At 40.5% G+C, this 19,639-nt stretch carries 21 protein-coding genes; 11 read left to right on the forward strand and 10 right to left on the reverse strand.

Translation table 11 applies throughout. From position 1 onward, the window contains the following. Positions 1 to 12: 12 nt before the first annotated feature. From P5G49_RS15985 to P5G49_RS16010, 6 genes are all read right to left on the reverse strand, one after another. Positions 13 to 1,173 (reverse strand): MFS transporter, encoded by a 1,161-nt coding sequence (locus tag P5G49_RS15985; RefSeq protein ID WP_363322192.1) that lies wholly within the window; start codon positions 1,171 to 1,173, stop codon positions 13 to 15. Between the two features lie 174 nt (positions 1,174 to 1,347). Continuing rightward, positions 1,348 to 2,418 carry an ABC transporter substrate-binding protein gene (locus tag P5G49_RS15990; RefSeq protein WP_301245431.1) on the reverse strand — a complete coding sequence of 357 codons (1,071 nt, stop codon included), beginning with the start codon at positions 2,416 to 2,418 and terminating at the stop codon, positions 1,348 to 1,350. After that, positions 2,415 to 3,215, reverse strand: a complete 801-nt coding sequence (locus P5G49_RS15995) for an ABC transporter permease (protein WP_301245433.1) — start codon at positions 3,213 to 3,215, stop codon at positions 2,415 to 2,417. The genes P5G49_RS15990 and P5G49_RS15995 overlap by 4 nt, the downstream gene beginning before the upstream one ends. After that, complete coding sequence (locus P5G49_RS16000) at positions 3,199 to 4,023, reverse strand: ABC transporter permease (protein WP_301245434.1); 825 nt, start codon at positions 4,021 to 4,023, stop codon at positions 3,199 to 3,201. The genes P5G49_RS15995 and P5G49_RS16000 overlap by 17 nt, the downstream gene beginning before the upstream one ends. Continuing rightward, a complete protein-coding gene (locus P5G49_RS16005) occupies positions 4,013 to 5,119 on the reverse strand; it encodes an ABC transporter ATP-binding protein (RefSeq protein WP_301245435.1) in 1,107 nt (368 codons plus the stop codon). The genes P5G49_RS16000 and P5G49_RS16005 overlap by 11 nt, the downstream gene beginning before the upstream one ends. Positions 5,120 to 5,136: 17 nt before the next feature. Next, a complete protein-coding gene (locus tag P5G49_RS16010) occupies positions 5,137 to 5,679 on the reverse strand; it encodes a helix-turn-helix domain-containing protein (RefSeq protein WP_301245436.1) in 543 nt (180 codons plus the stop codon). Between the two features lie 179 nt (positions 5,680 to 5,858). Here P5G49_RS16010 and P5G49_RS16015 point away from each other — a divergent pair, with 179 nt between their 5' ends. Together P5G49_RS16015 and P5G49_RS16020 are read left to right on the forward strand one after the other, a co-directional pair. Continuing rightward, entirely contained in the window at positions 5,859 to 6,308 is a 450-nt protein-coding gene (locus tag P5G49_RS16015; protein ID WP_301245437.1) for a TlpA family protein disulfide reductase, read from the forward strand. Positions 6,309 to 6,410: 102 nt separating this feature from the next. Continuing rightward, on the forward strand, positions 6,411 to 7,070 hold the full coding sequence (locus tag P5G49_RS16020; RefSeq protein WP_301245438.1) for a potassium channel family protein: 660 nt from the start codon (positions 6,411 to 6,413) through the stop codon (positions 7,068 to 7,070). Between the two features lie 53 nt (positions 7,071 to 7,123). Here the strand turns inward: P5G49_RS16020 and rnjA are convergent, their stop codons facing one another. Continuing rightward, positions 7,124 to 8,791 carry a ribonuclease J1 gene (gene rnjA, locus P5G49_RS16025; RefSeq protein WP_301245440.1) on the reverse strand — a complete coding sequence of 556 codons (1,668 nt, stop codon included), beginning with the start codon at positions 8,789 to 8,791 and terminating at the stop codon, positions 7,124 to 7,126. A 5-nt stretch (positions 8,792 to 8,796) separates the two neighbouring features. Further along, positions 8,797 to 9,006 (reverse strand): DNA-dependent RNA polymerase subunit epsilon, encoded by a 210-nt coding sequence (locus P5G49_RS16030; protein WP_301245442.1) that lies wholly within the window; start codon positions 9,004 to 9,006, stop codon positions 8,797 to 8,799. Positions 9,007 to 9,294: 288 nt separating this feature from the next. Here P5G49_RS16030 and P5G49_RS16035 point away from each other — a divergent pair, with 288 nt between their 5' ends. Continuing rightward, positions 9,295 to 9,717: a hypothetical protein gene (locus tag P5G49_RS16035; protein ID WP_301245444.1), complete on the forward strand. Its 423-nt coding sequence runs from the start codon at positions 9,295 to 9,297 to the stop codon at positions 9,715 to 9,717. A gap of 429 nt (positions 9,718 to 10,146) precedes the next feature. On the opposite strand, the gene def is transcribed toward P5G49_RS16035, so the two are convergent. Further along, the gene (gene def / locus P5G49_RS16040) at positions 10,147 to 10,704 is read right to left on the reverse strand and encodes a peptide deformylase (protein WP_301245446.1); all 558 of its coding nucleotides are present in this window, start codon (positions 10,702 to 10,704) and stop codon (positions 10,147 to 10,149) included. A gap of 133 nt (positions 10,705 to 10,837) precedes the next feature. Between def and P5G49_RS16045 the strand changes: the two genes are divergently transcribed. The 8 genes from P5G49_RS16045 (at position 10,838) to P5G49_RS16080 (ending at position 18,871) form a co-directional block, all read left to right on the forward strand. After that, positions 10,838 to 11,479, forward strand: a complete 642-nt coding sequence (locus tag P5G49_RS16045) for a YkyA family protein (RefSeq protein ID WP_301245447.1) — start codon at positions 10,838 to 10,840, stop codon at positions 11,477 to 11,479. 258 nt (positions 11,480 to 11,737) lie between these two features. Next, positions 11,738 to 12,853: a pyruvate dehydrogenase (acetyl-transferring) E1 component subunit alpha gene (pdhA, locus tag P5G49_RS16050; protein ID WP_301245448.1), complete on the forward strand. Its 1,116-nt coding sequence runs from the start codon at positions 11,738 to 11,740 to the stop codon at positions 12,851 to 12,853. A gap of 3 nt (positions 12,854 to 12,856) precedes the next feature. Then, positions 12,857 to 13,834 carry an alpha-ketoacid dehydrogenase subunit beta gene (locus P5G49_RS16055; protein WP_301245450.1) on the forward strand — a complete coding sequence of 326 codons (978 nt, stop codon included), beginning with the start codon at positions 12,857 to 12,859 and terminating at the stop codon, positions 13,832 to 13,834. 39 nt (positions 13,835 to 13,873) lie between these two features. Further along, positions 13,874 to 15,223: a dihydrolipoamide acetyltransferase family protein gene (locus tag P5G49_RS16060; RefSeq protein ID WP_301245452.1), complete on the forward strand. Its 1,350-nt coding sequence runs from the start codon at positions 13,874 to 13,876 to the stop codon at positions 15,221 to 15,223. Positions 15,224 to 15,227: 4 nt separating this feature from the next. After that, on the forward strand, positions 15,228 to 16,640 hold the full coding sequence (gene lpdA, locus P5G49_RS16065) for a dihydrolipoyl dehydrogenase (RefSeq protein ID WP_301245454.1): 1,413 nt from the start codon (positions 15,228 to 15,230) through the stop codon (positions 16,638 to 16,640). A 119-nt stretch (positions 16,641 to 16,759) separates the two neighbouring features. Continuing rightward, entirely contained in the window at positions 16,760 to 17,605 is an 846-nt protein-coding gene (locus tag P5G49_RS16070; protein WP_301245456.1) for a polysaccharide deacetylase family protein, read from the forward strand. 20 nt (positions 17,606 to 17,625) lie between these two features. Continuing rightward, on the forward strand, positions 17,626 to 18,582 hold the full coding sequence (locus P5G49_RS16075) for an NAD(P)H-dependent flavin oxidoreductase (protein WP_301245458.1): 957 nt from the start codon (positions 17,626 to 17,628) through the stop codon (positions 18,580 to 18,582). Between the two features lie 19 nt (positions 18,583 to 18,601). Next, a complete protein-coding gene (locus P5G49_RS16080; RefSeq protein ID WP_301245459.1) occupies positions 18,602 to 18,871 on the forward strand; it encodes a UPF0223 family protein in 270 nt (89 codons plus the stop codon). A 36-nt stretch (positions 18,872 to 18,907) separates the two neighbouring features. On the opposite strand, the gene P5G49_RS16085 is transcribed toward P5G49_RS16080, so the two are convergent. Beyond that, entirely contained in the window at positions 18,908 to 19,552 is a 645-nt protein-coding gene (locus P5G49_RS16085; RefSeq protein ID WP_301245460.1) for a YktB family protein, read from the reverse strand. Between the last annotated feature and the right edge of the window lie 87 nt (positions 19,553 to 19,639).

Consider the following 19,639-nt stretch of genomic DNA (forward strand, 5'->3'; position numbering starts at 1 on the left):
AGATGAGGTTTTTTAAGTTGTCCGTGTGGATGCAAGAAGTGTTTTGTTTTTATTTGCCCAGAAGCCCGTAATTCCGAAGCAAATCAGTAAAATAAATGTGCCGACCAAAAAAGGCAAGGATATATTGAAGTCAAAAATGGAACCGGCAAGTGCTGGGCCGACCATATTGCCTAAACTCATGTAGGCATTCATCATTCCTGCAGCAAATCCTTGTTCTTCTCCCGCAAGCTTAGATACAAGTGTGTTCACCGCTGGCCGTAATAGTGATGTTGCGGTTGAGAAAATTGTAGCGACTAATAGGATTGTCCAAAAAAGATCGACTAGAAGAACTGCTGACATTGAAAAACCTGCGATAATCAGGTTTACTAAAATAACACGCATTTCCCCGTATCTTTTAAAGAGTGGGTTGATCACAAAGGTTTGTACAATAACGCCAACAAATCCGCCGACTGTAATAAGGATGGCGATTTGAGGAGGGGTATATCCGTATTTCTGGTCTACATACAATGAAATTGTTGCCTGGTAATTTGCAAGTCCGAAAGAAAAAACAAACATGATGATCAACATTACGAAATAAGGTGTTTTCGTTGACCGATACAATTGTTCGAACAGATTTTCTTTCCTGTTCTGAAGTTTATCATCTGAGATGGATGGGGCAGGGTTTGGCAAGATGAAAATGGATAAAAGTGCTGCAAATATAGCAGCTCCTGCTGCAAAGTAAAAAGGGAAAAAAAGACTAATGTTTGAAAGGAAACCGCCAATACCCGGTCCAATCATAAAGCCCAATGACATCGAAGCCCCTAAGAGGCCCATTCCTCTCCCACGTCGTTCCAATGTCGTAATATCAGCAACGAATGCCATCATTGGCGGAACGATAAACGCCGCACCAAGGCCGGAGAAAAATCTTGCCACAAACAGCATCCATAGATGTGTCGACATGCTGAACGCAAGTTGCGCTAACCCGTATATGATAAGTCCGAAGATAATGATTTTCTTTCTTCCATGCCGGTCTGACAAGCTGCCTGAGATAGGTGAAAAAATAAATTGTGCAAAGGAAAAAATTGCGATAAGGAATCCAAGTACTTGCCCGGCAGCCCCGAATGTTCCGAGAAACTTCGGCATGATAGGGATAATTAGACCGATTCCGGCCATGGCGATGAACATATTGAACATCAGTACATATAATGCCAAGTTATTAGATTGTTGTTTCTCAACCAAAAGCACACCGCCTCTCTTAACTATTTCGTGTACTTGAAATAGTTTACCACAGTCGGACTGTAAAAACACTTTGATGCTCATTGACATAAAAATGCCTCCCTCATACATAATGGGGGAGGTAATAATCTTTTATCTTAGATTCATCTTGAACTCCAAAAAGAGTTCATTGTAGACGCCTAATAATTCCAGACCTAAGTTTTTATACACTTCCAAATGACTTCTTGTCTCTTCGTCAGGATAGAAGCGTTCATCTTCGACCACTTCAGGATCCATCAACTCAAGTGCTGATAGATTTGGTGTTGAATAACCGACATAATCAGCGTTTTGAGCCGCCACTTCAGGATCAAGCATGAAATTGAGGAAGGCATGTGCACCTTCAATATTTTTAGCTGTCCGAGGAATTACAAAATTATCAAACCATAAATTAGAGCCTTCTTCAGGAACTACATAGTTGATATCATCATTTTCATACATCATATCTGCAGCCTGACCCGACCATGTCAGTGAAATGGCCGCTTCGTTATTGACCATCAGCTGTGTCACTTCATCACCGATGACTGCCTTGACATTTGGAGTTAACGCCTTCAACTTATCCGTTGCTTCACGCAGTTCATCAAGATTCGTTGAGTTCAAGGAGTATCCAAGGGAGTTTAAACTCATTCCTACTGTCTCCCTCGCACTGTCGACAAGGATAACCCTCTGCTTTAACGTTGGGTCCCATAAACTATCCCAACTCTCAAACGTCTGGCCCTCTAACAGAGTTGGGTTATAAGCAATCCCCACAGTTCCCCAGAAATAAGGGACAGAGTACTTATTCTTTGGATCGAAAGGCAAATCAAGGAAATAGGGATCGATATGTTTGATATTCGGAATTTTACTATAGTCAAGTGGTAGTAAAAGGTTCTTTTCAGCCATCATTTCTACCATATATTCAGAAGGTGCCGTAATATCATACGAAGTACCGCCTTGCTCGATTTTGCCCATCATCCCTTCATTCGAATCGAACGTTTCATAGATCACTTTGATGCCCGTCTCTTCTTCAAATTGCTTTAACAGGTCAGGATCAATATATTCTCCCCAGTTATAGACAGTAATCGTGTTTTTACCGGATGATCCACCTTCGTTTAGTTCATGATTGATGAAAATCAGAATACCCGAAACCAATAGTATTAAAATGGCTGCTTGAAAAATTGATTTCATTTCTTCACCCCCGCAAGAGGTGCTTTCATCTTCCGGTTAAGTGCGTAGTAGCCAATTACAAGAGCAACCGTCACTATAAATATGATGCCGGATAAAGCATTGATTGTCAGGCTGATTCCAGTTCTCGCCATAGAATAGATTTCAACGGACAGGGTTGAGAATCCATTTCCTGTTACAAAGAATGTAACTGCGAAATCATCCAGGGAATAAGTTAGTGCAAGGAAAAATCCAGCGAAAATCCCTGGTTGAATGAAAGGTAGGATGACCCTTGTCATAACATCCTTACGTGTTGCCCCTAAATCGCGTGCAGCATCTATTAATGTAGGATTCATCTCCGATAGTTTTGGCAAAACCATAATAACGACAATTGGAATGCTGAATGCTATATGTGATATCAAAACGGATGCAAAGCCTAATTTAACCCCAATCATTGTAAAGAGGATGAGGAATGACGCACCGATAATAACATCCGGACTTACGATAAGTATATTATTCAGCGAAAGCACTGCATTTCTCATTTTTTTATTTCTCATAAAGTTAATCGCTAACGCGCCAATAACACCGATAGTTGTTGACAGAAGAGCGGAAAGTAAAGCGATTATGATTGTATTTAATACAATAACGATCAAACGCTTATCTTCAAAAACCGCGGCATAATGCTCCCATGTGAATGATTCGAAATCCGACATTCCGCCACCTGAATTAAAGGAGTAAAATATCAAATAAAAAATAGGCGCATACAGGATGATGAAAACAATTGCCAAGTATAGTTTCGGAAGCTTACCGATTCTTTCCATTGCCTGTAGCCCCCCTTTCTTTACCCGTAGTGAATAGCATGATGATGAACATGAATAGAATCAAGAACACTGCGATCGTTGAACCCATTCCCCAGTTTTGTGTTACTAAAAATTGCTGTTCAATCGCTGTTCCTAAGGTAATAACTTTGTTTCCGGCAATTAGTCTTGTAATCATGAACAATGATAGGGCAGGGATGAAGACGACTTGTATACCAGATTTCACTCCATTTATCGTCAACGGCCAGACTACACGTTTAAACGTCGTCCAACTATTTGCACCTAAATCACGTGACGCATCTATCAATGCAGGATTCAATTTATCTAATGCGTTGAAAATCGGCAAAATCATGAACGGTATGAAAATATAGACCGAAACGAAAACGAAACTGAAATCGGTGAATAGGATTTGCTGTTTGCCGATACCTACAACTTCCAATAGTGCATTAAGCGGCCCGTACAATCCCATCAATCCAATGAACGCATATGTTTTCAATAATAGATTGATCCATGAAGGGATGATGATTAACAAAAGCCATAGCTGTTTATGCTTTGTTTTTGTTATGAAATAAGCTGTTGGATATGCTATTAACAATGAGAACAACGTAATAAGAAATGCATACCAAAACGAGCTTGTTGTCAGCTGAAGATACACGGATGTAAAGAAATTCCGATAATTAGAAAGCGTGAAGTTTCCTGTCAGATCGAAAAACGAATAGTAGACGATCAATGCAATCGGTGCAAGGACAAACAACAGGATCCACGCTGCATAAGGGACCGAGTAAATTGACCGCAGGCGATTATTCTTCATCGGCAGACGCTCCATAAGATTCAAGTCTCGCGTCATATTCCTCTTCCGATTCATTCAATCTCATGACATGTATGTCCTCCGGATTGAAATCGAGACCGATTACTGCACCCACTTCAGCCTTTTTTGTAGAATGGACAAGCCATTCATTGCCATCTTGGTCATACGTAGACAGTTCATAATGAACCCCGCGGAATAATTGTGTATCCACTGTTACATTCAATTTTCCTGTGTCGACAGTTGAAATTTCCAAATCCTCAGGACGGATGACAATATCGACTTTTTCATTCGGCTGAAGTCCCGCATCCGCGCAATCAAAACGTTTGCCTGTAAATTCCACGATATAATCCTCAATCATTCTGCCCGCGACAATATTCGATTCGCCGATGAAATCAGCGACAAAACGGTTAATCGGTTCATCATAAATATCAAGAGGCGTTCCGGATTGTTGGATGACTCCATCGTTCATAACAAAGATTTCATCAGACATGGCAAGTGCTTCTTCCTGATCATGAGTAACAAAGATGAATGTTTTGCCCAAACGCTGTTGTAATTCACGTAACTCATACTGCATTTCGGAACGAAGCTTCAAGTCAAGCGCAGATAAAGGCTCGTCTAAAAGTATAATCTCAGGGTCATTAACAATTGCTCTCGCAATCGCAACACGTTGCCGTTGGCCACCGGACATCTCAGTTATTTCACGGCTTTCATAGCCCGCTAAGTTAACGAATTTCAATGCTTCTTTGACTTTACGATCTATTTCGTCCTTCTTCACTTTTTTGATGCGTAAGCCGAATGCGATATTCTCATACACATTCAGGTGGGGGAAGAGGGCATAATCTTGGAAGACAGTATTTACTTGTCGTTCATTTGCAGGGACGTTATTGATGTTTTTTCCATTAAAGTAAATCGTTCCTTCAGTAGGTTCAATAAAGCCCGCAATTAATCGAAGAATGGTCGTCTTACCACACCCCGAAGGTCCTAATAAAGTATAAAACTTACCGCGTTCCAACTCGAATGAGACATTATCCAATACGGTTGTTTCATCACTATATTTCTTAGTGACATTTTCAAAACGGATAATAGGCTGATTTGCCATTTTTAAAATTTCCCCCTTTATAAATATGATTCTGTTGCAACAAGGAGCAACTCCGTTGGACCTTCATTTGCATTCGATACACGATGATTCTCGGATGCCTCATAATAAGCTGAATCCCCCATTGAAGCCGTGTAGGTACGTTTCCCCAGTTCAATTTCAACCTTACCGGATAATACATATATGAATGTCTCAGCGAGGGAAGGTTCGAACTGTTTAAATTCACCGTGTTTGGAAAATGTAATAAGAACTGGCTCCATTTCATTTTCATTCGAGCGGGGAACTAACCAACGGATGCTATATTTCAGCTCATCATTCACATAGGTTGTTTGATCTTCAGGTGAGTAAACAACTTTCATGTTCTTCTTTGGTTCTTCAAAAAAATCTTTCGGCGTTGTTCCTAACACCTCCAATAAGGAAAAGAGCGTTTCGATTGATGGAGAAGTAAGTTCTCGTTCTAGTTGAGATATATAGCCTTTGGTTAGGTCAGTTCTTTCTCCTAACTCTTCTTGAGTCAGTCCTTTTTTCAATCGAAGGCTTTTGATTTTACTCCCGATCTGCATGGTGGATCATCTTCCCTTCATCTCGGAGTTTAGTATTACTGTACTTTAAGTTTACTATAAACCTTTTTAATTATACAAAATACTGGTTGAAAATCAAGACGTTATTTAAATTTAATACAATCTTTCATATGCACGCATAGAATAAGCAATGGAAATCTTTTTAGCGGAGGGAAAATCCTATGAAATTACATGAACAAATGCCTGAATTGACAGGGGCAACAACTTGGTTAAATGGTAAAGTCGAAAAGTTCGATCTTGTTGGTAGAAAACCGACACTTATTCATTTTTGGTCAGTCAGCTGCAAACTATGTAAACTAACTATGCCGGACGTAAATAATTTTCGTGATCGATATAGGGGTAAACTGAATGTCATTGCCGTGCATATGCCAAGGTCGAAAGACGATATTGATGTAGACAATATTCGAGCGATTGCTGCATTACATGATATTTCTCACCCGATTTTTGTCGATAGTAAATTGAAATTGTCAGATGCATTCGATAACCAATTCGTTCCTGCATATTATGTTTTCGATAAGGGCGGTCAATTACGTCATTACCAAGCAGGGGATAGTGGTATGAAATTGCTTGAAAATCGTTTAAATCGTGTATTGGATGAGATGAGAAATTAAACGGGACTAAACAAGGCGACCTACATATGGGTCGTCTTTTATATTTAGTATCGAATTGTGATACACTTATTTCATCCATCATTCGAATTGGAGCGGGATAAAGTGAAAAAGGAATTTGTTGTTATTGGATTAGGGAGATTTGGTGGAAGTATCGTTAGGGAATTAGTGGAGCTTGGAGCGGACGTTATGGCGATAGACGTGTCGCACGAACGAGTGGAGGAGTTCGCCCAAATTGCGACTACAGCTGTTACTGCTGATACGACAGATGAATCTGCATTACGGGCACTTGGGATCCGTAATTTCGAACATGTCGTTGTTGCGATTGGGGAGAATATCCAAGCTAGTATTTTAACGACATTAATATTAAAAGAAGTCGGTATTAAAAGAATTACTGTAAAAGCGCAAAATGATTACCATGAAAAAGTATTAAGGAAAATTGGGGCGGATCAGGTTGTGCACCCAGAACGTGATATGGCTAAAAGGCTTGCAAATAATATGGTTTCCAATAATATCCTTGATTACCTTGAATTGTCGGATGAATACTCAATTGTTGAAATACGGGCAAATGAAAAAATTGCAGGTTTCACTCTAATCGACTTGGATATTCGTGCGAAATTCGGGGTGAATATCGTGGCAATTAAGCGCCAAACGCAAATATTAGTATCACCGGCAGCGATTGAGGAGATAGAACTGAATGACATTTTGATCGTCATTGGATCTGATATCGATATTCATAGGTTTGAAAAAAAAGCGCTTCATTAAATTTGTATGATAAAAAAATCCTCATGTCATTTAATGACAGAGGATTTTTTGTTTTAGACTTCCATAACGACAGGAAGGACCATTGGTCTCCGTTTCGTCTGGTCGTATAAATAAGGGGAAAGAATATCGATAATGTCGCTTTTTAAAGCTCCTGCCTCAGCAGAGGAATTGGAAAGCTTTTTATTCAATTCCTTGGACAGCAATTGCTGGGCTTCGCTGATCATAGTGCCAGACTCTCTCATATAAACAAAACCACGTGAAATGATGTCCGGCCCTGAAACGACCTTGTTGCGTTTCTTGTCCACTGTTGCAACGACAATGACCAAACCGTCTTCTGAAAGGATTTTACGATCGCGTAATACAACACTTCCAATATCACCGATTCCGCTTCCATCGATATAAATATCTCCCGATGGGATTTTACCAGCGATTCTTGCCGTGTTCTCGGTTAACGCCAAAACATCACCATTACTCATGATGAACGTGTTTTCCGGTTCAACATCACAATCAATCGCAAGATCTTTATGCATCTTCAACATGCGGTATTCCCCATGGATCGGCATGAAGAACTTCGGTTGAATTAAACGAAGCATCAATTTTTGCTCTTCTTGCGACCCGTGACCGGATGTGTGGATATTATTCAATGCACCATGAATAACTTCAGCACCAGCACGGAACAAAGCATTAATTGTTTTGTTAACGCTAAGTGTGTTTCCTGGAATTGGAGAAGACGAAAAGATTACTGTGTCACCAGGTTGAATTTGAACTTGGCGATGTGTTCCATTCGCAATCCTTGACAGGGCAGCCATAGCTTCACCTTGGCTTCCTGTACAAAGAATCATCACTTCATTGGCTGGAAGTCTGTTTAGAGATTGAGTATCAACGAACAATTCCTTAGGAGCGTTGATATATCCTAACTCACGTCCAATCGTAATTGCATTATCCATACTACGACCGAATACAGCTATCTTTCTACCATAGGTTTCGGCAGCTTCAATGACCTGTTGTAATCGATGTATATTGGATGCAAAAGTAGCGAAAATAATCCTTCCATCAACTTTCCGGAAAATTTCGTTCAAGCTGTCGCCAACTTTTCGTTCCGACATTGTAAAGTTCGGGACTTCTGCATTTGTGCTATCGGATAGAAGGCAAAGGACGCCGTCACTTCCGACTTTTGCCATCTTTGCAAGATTAGCAGGCTCGCCAACTGGTGTGAAATCGAATTTGAAATCGCCAGTGTGTACGATATTACCGGAAGGTGTTTTAACGACTACTCCGAAAGCATCGGGAATACTATGAGTTGTCCGGAAAAAAGAGCAAGATGTCTTTCTGAATTTAATGACATCCTCTTCTTTGATTTCAATCATTTTAGTTGTCCTTAGGAGGCCGTGTTCCTCAAGTTTATTGCGGAGAAGACCAAGAGCCAATTTCCCGCCATAGACCGGAACATTAACTTTCTTAAGTAAATACGGGATTCCACCGATATGATCTTCGTGACCATGTGTGATAAATAGTCCTTTGATTTTATCGATATTCCTTTCCAAATACGTATAATCAGGAATCACATAGTCAATTCCCAATAAGTCGTCTTCTGGAAATTTAATGCCTGCGTCGATTAGGATGATTTCATCTTGAAATTGTACGCAGTACGTGTTTTTGCCGATTTCACCAAGTCCGCCTAAAGCGAAAACGGCAGTTTCATTATTTTTTATCAATTTCATAATGCTTAGACCTGCTCTAACTCAAAATGAGGGGATTCTTGCTCATATTCGAGATGTGCGCCTTCAAGTAGCTGAATCAGTTCAATATTGTACTTTCGATCTTTCAATTTTTCGCGGACGGATTTTTCTGAATCGGCTTCGATGTACAATTGTTTTGTGTTTTCGCGAATAGGTACTTGTGTTGCATTTTCTTGGTAATAAACTTTGTAAATCATGGTAAGCTCTCCTTTTTTCGTTCGATTGGAATCATTCTCTTCATATTAGCATGTCAGTTGTCTAAAATAAAGAAAAGCCCACCAATTGCCTTGGCGGGCGTGAAATTATGCAATTGTCTTTTTGCCGAGTATGCCATTGAGCCGTTTCAACAGTTTGCGTTTTAGGCGCTTGTACATGGGCATATCACTCCTTGAAGACATTATACATCTATTTGAACTTTCTGTCAAGTTGTGATATGTGCCATGTTGATTAAGGGGAGCTTTACCTTAACGAAAGGATGAAAAATAGTGAGTGAATTTAAATTTAAAGGTTATGATTGGTCAGAATTGGCTGAGTGTTGGGGATTAGAGGTAAAAGAACAACCATTTTTCGCAAGTGGGACAGATGGAGAAGTGGTGAATTTGGGAACTATTCCTGAGAAGATTGAGAAAGAATATCGAATTAATAGTACCACCATGAAAGTATTGCTAACCGACGAGGAAGAAGTGCAAGCAGAGAAAATAAAACAGTTCATCTTGTCCAATCTTGATGCAGGTGGGTTTAAACACCCTCACATACGTACAGATATTCATGACTTTTTAAAAGCGCTAATAAATGAGTCGGAAAAATTGGATTATAGTACACCGGTTTACGAAGGGTTGTTGAAAATCGAAGACGACCACACATTAGCTACTTGGATTACTTATAATTTAGAGATGTTATGGACATAAAACGCAATGTATAAGAAAAAAACGAATTTTTAACGCTAAGTGGTGATAAACCTTTCCTAAGTGGTGATAAGCATGCTTTAAGTGGTGATAAACCTAATTTAAACGGTGATAAAGTGCGATTAAGCGGTGATAACCATTTTTTATGAATGGGAATGCAGTTGATTTGCGCTGCAAGTGGGCAATTTCGTTTAAAGGGAAATAGTTTTTGAAGAAATATGGAAAAGAAAAATGCTCAGAGACTTCTAAGCATTTTTTGATGGAGTATTCTATTGATTGATTTAATCTCAAGCGCTTTTATAATATTTTGGCAGACAACTTGAACATTCCCCTCGTTTAACCGATTCAATGTGTTGAATGCGTTTCTGTTGATTGGAGCGCAAGATGCCCTCCGGAAAGCGTGCCCTCCGGAGCGCAAATCAACATGGTCGATTATTCTCTTTCAAAAGGAACTGCACCAGGGATTTCCTTGAATGGTTCTTTTGGGTCGATATGATCATAAAACATAACACCGTTCAGATGATCCAATTCATGTTGAAACGCAATAGCAGGAAGGCCTTTTAATCTTAACTTGAATTCCTTTCCGTCTACATCGAAAGCCTTAATCGTAATTCTTGAATAACGAGGTACAAACCCTTCGACATCTCGATCCACCGATAAACAGCCTTCTCCGGATGTTAAATAAGTCTTTTCAACTGAATGACTAATAATCTTTGGATTGATGGCGACTATACTCAACGGTTCTTTATCTTCTTCTTCAATATGCAAAGCGAATATTCGTTTTGAAACATTAACTTGTGGTGCAGCAAGCCCTATGCCTGGGCGTAAATCGTATAATTCACACAGTACATCGTCTTGGCTATTTATAATATATTGAAGAATCTCTTCACAAAGTTTTTTTTCGTCGTCGGTCAGAGGGAAGCTTACTTCTTCCGCGACTTTTCTGAGTACGGGATGACCCTCGCGTACAATATCATTCATCAGTATCATTGGATGTTCTTCCTTTCAATTACCATGCTTTCCTCTATTATATGCTAATAGGAAAAAGTGATAAAGTAATATGTATATCCTTGAAAAGGATGAATGATAACGCTATAGTGAAACAAAGATTGGAGGAAATCGTATGAAGAATAAACTGATAGGATTTTTAGTGATCGGTGCATTGACATTATCAGGTTGTAGCATAGGTGCATCAACCGAGAAACAATTATCCGACACGCTATCTAAAATGAATGATTCAGAAACTGAATATCGAAATACGCAAAGTAAAATGACTGAGATGGAATTGACTGAGCAAAAGACTTTTGAAGAGACAATGGAATTAACGAAAGAAGATATTGATAAGCTACGATCCAACGTGACTGAGTTGGAAAAACTTATTGACGAGAGGCTTAGTCAATTAGAAAAAGAAGAAGCATCCATGAAGGAAGCGCAAGGATTCATTAAAGAACTGGATACGATTAGCGAAAAAGCCTCAGAATCTGAGAAAAGTGAGATTGGAAAGTTGAAAGCATCCATTCAAAAACGATATGATTTACATAGGTCGTTTGTAGATGAATATAAGAAACTTGCTTCTATTCAAAAGGAGTTTTACAGCATCCTATCCAAAGAGGATGTTAAATTGGAAGACTTAAGACAAAAAGTGGAAGAAGTCAACGAACAAAATGCTATTGTTAAAACTGCTATTGTCGACTTCAATGAAGCGACAAAAGAAGTCAATTCGATAAAGGACGATGTGTTTTCAAGTTTAGAAAAAGCGAAATAAAGGAAATGGGTAAAGTGGTGGCAATGGCCTCCGCTTTTTTCTTTTGTTTTTTAAGAGATCTATTATAATACAGATCGATTATTGTAGTAGTACAGAATGTTTTTTTAATATAATTCAGATAAGACGAAATGTATTACAAGCCCGTGATTTTCAACGATTGACCAATTTGCCTCTCTTCAGTATACTGAACAAGGAAGACAATTGTATCACTTAATGCAACAACAAAAAATAATACAGTTATAAAGGAGAGTTGCTGCTATGGCTGCAAAAAAAGATAAGCAGTTCAATCCGGTGGAAACGCTTCATTCTATTGAAGAACAGTTTGTAATGTTCCAAATCCTGAATGAAGAAGGCGAAATCGTCAACCAAGACGCAGAGCCGAATTTATCCGAAGAAGAACTAACAGAGTTAATGACAAGAATGGTCTATACAAGAATTTTGGATCAACGTTCTATTTCATTGAATCGTCAAGGTCGACTTGGATTCTATGCTCCTACAGCAGGTCAGGAAGCTTCACAGTTAGCATCTCACTTTGCATTGGAAAAAGAAGATTTCATCTTGCCGGGCTACCGTGATGTTCCGCAATTGCTATTCCATGGCCTTCCATTACATATGGCGTTTCTATGGTCCCGTGGACATTACGAAGGAAGTATCATTCCTGAAGGATTGAACATTTTCATCCCACAAATCATCATCGGTGCGCAATATATCCAAGCTGCAGGAGTTGCACTTGGCTTCCAAAAACGTGGCGTGAAAGCGGTTGCGATGACTTATACAGGTGATGGTGGAACTTCACAAGGTGATTTCTATGAAGGGATCAACTTTGCAGGAGCGTACCGAGTACCGGCAATCTTCGTTATTCAAAACAACCAATACGCTATCTCGACTCCGCGTGAATTGCAGACAGCTGCGAAAACGCTTGCGCAAAAAGGTGTGGCAGCAGGTATTCCAAGTATTCTTGTTGACGGGATGGACGCGCTTGCAGTATACGTTGCGACACGTGATGCAAGAGAACGAGCGATTAATGGCGAAGGTCCTACATTAATTGAAACGATGTGTTACCGTTATGGTCCACATACAATGGCTGGTGACGATCCAACAAGATACCGTACTTCTGACACGGATAACGAATGGGAAAAACGAGACCCGTTAGTGCGTTTCCGCAAATACCTTGAAGGAAAAGGCATTTGGTCAGAGGAAAAGGAAAACGAAGTGATCGAGCGCGCTAAAGAAGAAATCAAGGAAGCCATTAAAAAGGCTGATGCTGCACCAAAACAGAAAGTAAGCGATTTTATCAAAATTATGTATAAAGGCGATCTACCATATAACGTACAAGAACAACTTGATATCTATACAGAGAAGGAGTCGAAGTAACCGATGGCACAAATGACGATGATTCAAGCAATTACCGATGCAATGCGCACGGAGCTTAAAAATGATGAAAACGTCCTCGTCTTCGGTGAAGACGTTGGGGTTAATGGCGGAGTATTCCGCGCAACAGAAGGACTACAGAAAGAATTTGGCGAGGATCGGGTATTCGATACGCCACTTGCTGAGTCTGGTATCGGCGGACTTGCAATCGGTTTATCACTAACTGGGTTCCGCCCAGTAATGGAAATCCAATTCTTTGGTTTCATTTTTGAGGTGATTGACTCTGTAAGTGGTCAGTTGGCACGTCAATCTTTCCGTACAGGTGGACGTTTCAATGCTCCTGTTACAATTCGTTCCCCTTTCGGTGGCGGTGTTGCAACTCCGGAAATGCATGCTGATAGCTTAGAAGGACTTGTCGCTTCACAACCGGGATTGAAAGTTGTTATTCCATCAACTCCATATGATGCAAAAGGGCTTCTCATTTCCGCAATCAAAGATGATAATCCGGTTGTTTTCCTTGAGCATATGAAACTTTACCGTTCATTCAGACAGGAAGTGCCTGAGGGAGAATATACGATTCCACTTGGTAAGGCGGACGTAAAACGTGAAGGTAAGGATCTATCGATCATTACTTATGGCGCAATGGTGCATGAAAGCTTGAAAGCAGCTGAGGTATTGGAGAAAGAAGGATACTCGGTGGAAGTTGTTGATTTGCGCACAATTCAACCATTGGACATCGAAACGATTATTGCATCAGTTGAGAAGACGAATCGGGCAATCGTTGTTCAAGAAGCACAAAAACAAGCAGGTATAGCCGCTAATGTCGTATCTGAAATTACGGAGCGGGCAATCTTGAGCTTGGAGGCTCCGGTGTTACGAGTGGCAGCCCCAGATACAATCTATCCATTCGCACAAGGCGAAAATGCTTGGCTACCGGACGTAAACGATATTATTGAAACAGCTAAAAAAGTGTTGACATTCTAATTGGAGTGCAAGCTCTGACATTAAGAAAGGGTGAATCATGTGGCATATGAATTCCGTTTACCTGATATCGGGGAAGGAATCCACGAAGGTGAAGTTGTAAAATGGTTTGTTGCCAAAGGCGATAAAATCAATGAAGACGACACGCTTCTTGAAATCCAAAATGATAAAGCAGTTGTAGAAATTCCATCTCCTGTAACAGGCACAGTTGAAGAAATCCTTGTAGAAGAAGGTAAAGTCGCGATTGTTGGCGATGTTTTAATCCGTTTTGATGCTCCTGGATATGAAAGTTCTCATGTTGAAGAAGAGGGCAAAGAGAAGACCGAAGCGCAGGTTCAGTCGACTGCTGAAGCTGGTCAACCAATTGAAAAGGCTGAGGTAAAACAAGAGCAGCCTGAAACAAAAGCAGAAACAGCTCCGGCTGCAAAAGTACAAGCCGATGATGCACCAACACAACGTGTTATTGCAATGCCATCTGTCCGGAAATTTGCGCGTGAACAAGAAGTCGATATTCGTCAGGTACAAGGGTCGGGCAAAAATGGCCGCGTCCTAAAAGAGGATATTGAAGCATTCTTAAGCGGCGATCATCAGGATGTTGCGCAACAAGCTCAAGAAACACAAACTGTTAAAGAAGATGTATCTGAAGAAAAAGTTGCGGCACCGTCAGCACCAGTCGTACTTGAAGGAGATTTCCCGGAGACTCGTGAAAAAATGTCTGGAATCCGAAAAGCGATTGCTAAGGCGATGGTCAATTCCAAACATACGGCTCCTCACGTGACGTTATTAGATGAAATCGATGTAACTGAACTTGTAGCCCACCGGAAGAAGTTCAAGGCGATTGCAGCAGAAAAAGATATCAAATTAACTTATCTTCCTTACGTTGTAAAAGCACTTGTATCGACATTGCGTGAATTCCCTCAATTGAATACATCTCTTGATGATGAAAAAGAGGAGATCATCCAAAAGCATTACTACAACATTGGAATTGCGGCTGACACAGACCGCGGGCTTCTTGTTCCGGTTATTAAACACGCGGACCGTAAATCGGTATTCGCGATTTCTGAAGAGATTAGCACATTAGCTGAAAAAGCTCGGGTTGGTAAGTTGAGCCCTTCAGAAATGAAAGGTGCTTCTTGTTCGATCACGAATATTGGCTCTGCAGGTGGACAATGGTTCACGCCAATCATCAATCATCCAGAGGTTGCAATTTTAGGAATTGGAAGGATTTCAGAAAAACCAATTGTAAAAAATGGTGAAATTGTAGCTGCACCTATGTTAGCATTATCTTTGGTGTTCGATCATCGAGTGATTGATGGAGTTACAGGACAGCAAGCTCTTAACCACATTAAAAAATTACTCGGTAACCCAGAACTTTTATTAATGGAGGCGTAAGCAAATGGTAGTAGGAGACTTTCCAATCGAAGTGGATACACTTGTTGTAGGATCCGGCCCAGGAGGATATGTTGCAGCAATCCGTGCAGCGCAGTTGGGACAAAAAGTGACAATCGTTGAAAGAGAAAATCTTGGTGGCGTATGTCTGAACGTTGGATGCATTCCATCCAAAGCCCTTATTTCTGTAGGTCACCGTTACGCATCCGCTAAAAATTCCGATGATATGGGAGTTACGGCAACTGATGTAAAGCTTGATTTTACAAAAGCACAAGCTTTCAAAAATGGTGTGGTCAATAAATTGACTGGGGGAGTAGAAGGACTTTTAAAAGGCAATAAAGTAGATATCGTTACAGGAGAAGCTTACTTCGTTGACGCTAATACTGCAAAAGTCATGGATGACAAATCTTCGCAAACGTATAAGTTTAAAAATGCGATTATTGCTACTGGTTCACGTCCTGTTGAAATTCCATCTTTCAAATACTCGAAACGCGTCATCAATTCAACTGGGGCGCTTAACCTTGAAGAGGTACCAGGTCATCTTGTTGTCATCGGTGGTGGTTACATCGGTACTGAACTTGGTTCGGCATACGCCAACCTTGGTGCGAAGGTGACGATCATTGAAGGTGCAGATGATATTCTTGCAGGCTTTGAAAAACAAATGACTCAAATTGTGAAAAAAGGCTTGAAGAAAAAAGGCGTCGAAATAGTTGTGAAAGCTTCTGCAAAAGGCGTTGAAGAGTCCGATACTGGAGTTGTCGTGACGTACGAGGCTAAAGGCGAAGAGCAAAAAGTAGAAGCCGACTATGTTCTTGTTACTGTTGGACGTCGCCCGAACACGGATGAAATCGGCCTTGAAGAAATGGGTGTTAAATTCCTTGAGCGCGGTTTAATCGATGTGGATAAACAATGCCGTACTAGCATCTCGAACATTTACGCAATCGGTGATATCGTATCTGGCCCTCAGCTTGCACACAAAGCTTCTTATGAAGCGAAAGTTGCTGCTGAAGCGATTGCTGGCGAAAAATCAGAAGTGGATTATTTGGCTATTCCAGCTGTCTGCTTCACTGATCCTGAGCTTGCAACGGTAGGTTTGAATGAGCAACAAGCTAAAGAACAAGGTTTTGAAGTAGTTGCTGGCAAATTCCCATTTGCTGCAAACGGTCGTGCGCTTGCACTGAACGCAACTGACGGATTCGTCAAACTCGTCTCCCGTAAAGAAGACGGATTGCTTTTAGGAGCGCAAATTGTTGGTGAAAATGCATCCGACATGATTGCGGAACTTGGACTTGCGATTGAAGCTGGCATGACACTTGAAGATATCGCAATGACAATCCATGCACATCCTACGTTGGGAGAAATCTCAATGGAAGCAGCCGAAGTTGCTTTAGGTAAACCGATTCATATGATTACAAAATAATTTTAGTTTGATAGAAAACGCGTCCAGGGCAGGCATTGCCGTTGGACGCGTTTTATTCGTTTGTAGCGCTATCCGAATTCATGTTAGGATTAAATTATTCAATAAAAGGAGATGTTTCCATGAAAAAGAGAATACTATACATATCTTTACTGTCCATGTTGCTGTTGGTTGCATGCACTGACAAAGCGAATCCCGAAACATCACTTGAAAATGAAAACCCGGCAGTTTCAGAAAATGTTTCGGAAGAGGTGTCAGAGGAGGAGAGTGAAAATGAATCCGAGACTGAATTGGAAGTGGAAGAAGAGGATACAGTTCAAGCTCCACAATACGAATTGAACCCGAAGACATATTCAGTCGAACCAATCGGTGAGGCGAATCCGAAAGTTGTACTTCTGACGATAGACGACGCACCGGATAAACGGGCACTTGATATGGCGAAAACATTGAAGAGCTTAAATGCACCTGCCATTTTTTTCGTTAATGGCCACTTCATCATGACTGACGAAAAAAAGGCGATACTTAAGGAAATACACGATATGGGTTTTAGTATCGGCAACCATACAAAAACACATGCAAATTTGAAAAAAATATCTGAAGAAGAACAACGTGAAGAAATCATTTCAGTGAATAATATTGTTGAAGAAGTGACTGGTGAACGTCCAAGGTTTTTCCGTGCTCCATTCGGTGTGAACACGGATTTTAGTAGAGCCTTGGCGAAAGAGGAAGGTATGCAGTTGATGAATTGGTCATATGGATACGATTATGAAAAAGAATATATGACAAAAGAAAAGCTTGCAGATATTATGGTGAATACTGAACTTCTCAGAAATGGTTCAAATCTTTTAATGCATGATAGAGAATGGACAGCAGATGCATTGGAGGATATTGTAAACGGATTACGGGAAAAAGGGTATGAATTTGTCGATCCGAATTTGATTAAAGGAATAGAAGAAGAGCATGAATAAGTGAATGGGGGAAATGAATCATGCAATGGAAAACAAGGGTGACGGAATTATTAGGGATTGAATTTCCGATTATTCAAGGCGGCTTGGCCTATCTTGCATATTCAGAACTTGCAGCTGCGGTTTCCGAAGCAGGTGGACTTGGACAGATTACAGCGATGAGTCTTGGGTCTCCTGATGCGTTAAGGGAGGAAATCAAAAAGGTTAGGTCTTTGACGAAAAAGCCTTTCGGTGTGAACTTTGCAATCGGCCAACATGGTAGACCGTATCAACATCTCTTGGATATCGCAATAGAGGAAAAAGTAGAAGTGATATCCGTCACCGGAGGGAACCCTGCCCCTTTTTTTGAGTACTTAAAAGGCGTCGATGTCAAAAAACTTGTTTTAGTTGCTGCCAAAAGGCAAGCAATAAAAGCGGAATCCCTCGGTGCAGATGCCGTAATGGTTGTTGGTCAAGAAGGTGGAGGTCATTTGGGCCGTGATGATATTGGCACGTTTGTTTTAGTTCCTCAAGTTGTAGACGCTGTAAAAATCCCGGTTATTGCCTCAGGTGGCATCGGGGACGGCCGTGGATGGATGGCTGCTCATGCCTTGGGTGCAGAAGGGATTGAAATGGGAACGCGTTTCATCGCGACTAAGGAATGTGTCCATGCTTCCACCGCATATAAAAATGCATTGTTAAATGCAGAGGAAACAGGAACAGTCGTTATTAAACGCTCAATCGGCGCTCCTGCCCGTGCCCTTACAGGTATTTGGACTCGAGAAATATTACGTATGGAAGCCGACAATGCGGATTATGATAAGTTAAAAGACTATATTAGTGGAGAAGCAAATTGCCGATTTATCCATGACGGTGACGAGCAGCAAGGTTTCGGATGGGCTGGGCAAGTTGCCGGCTTGATTGATGATGTTCCAACAGTCGCGGAACTGATCGATCGTATGGTAAATCAAGCTGAAAAAATACGTAGAAAATGGGCTTGAGGAAAGGTGCGGAAGAAGATTGGAGTATAATTACCCACTAAGTCATCATTGGACAACCGAAGAAATTATTGATGTTGTGAATTTCTTTCAAGCTGTAGAAATGGCATATGAAAAGGATATAAAAAGGGAGAAGTTCATGAATGCATATAGGGCGTTCAAGAAAGTCGTACCTTCCATGGCTGAAGAAAAAACAATCTTTAAAGAATTTCAAGATGTCAGCGGATTCAGTAGCTACAAAATCGTCAAAGCGGCAAAAGAAGGAAATGACGGGGAATTGATTAAGGGATAATAAATTCATAAAAGGGATGCATACTACTTGCATCCCTTAGTTGTATCCTAAAATTAATTCATATACTGGATAAAGTTCATTAATTGTTTTTTCCACAAGTGACAAAAATTCTGTCTTAGAAAGTGCTGTTGCTTCAGTCTTTGACAAATGCCTGCCGATTACGAATTCAGCTTTTTTTACAGATTTTAACCTTTCCAATAAGCTCTCTATTCCATCCATCCCTAATTCATGCACATAATCCGCCTCGGGTTTCATATGGTCACCAGACACAACGAAATCCTTAGGTAAAGATAAAAATAACTTATTATCTTTACTTAGCCTTTCAGCGATCCCTTTTTTATCAGGATTTTCATAAATCACAGCCAAGACGATAAATAAATGTGTTCCCCATAATCCAACTTGAAAATGAGGTAGTGCTTTATATCCTCGCTTTGCCGGAGCGAACGCCACCCAGCTATCTTTAGGCGGATTGACAGTCCTTCTTGCGTGTCGTGCAATATGTGGATAAAACTCACCTGTTCCACGAGAGGATAAATAAGTTGAAATATGTTCACCTATTATCCCGAACTTAGGCTGAATTCTATTTTGTAGTGCAATCATTCTGTTCTCTAATCCATCAATGGAAAAAACATCAAAATCTTCATTCGTCCAAAAACTCTCTGTCAATTTAAATTCCTCCATTTCATTCTCCACGTTTATCGTACCAGAAAACGGGGAACAATCTTATACAAGAAGGCTTATAACTAACAAAAGCAAAATGGCCAGCAT

This window comes from Sporosarcina highlanderae (assembly GCF_030433715.1).
GTDB lineage: Bacteria > Bacillota > Bacilli > Bacillales_A > Planococcaceae > Sporosarcina > Sporosarcina highlanderae.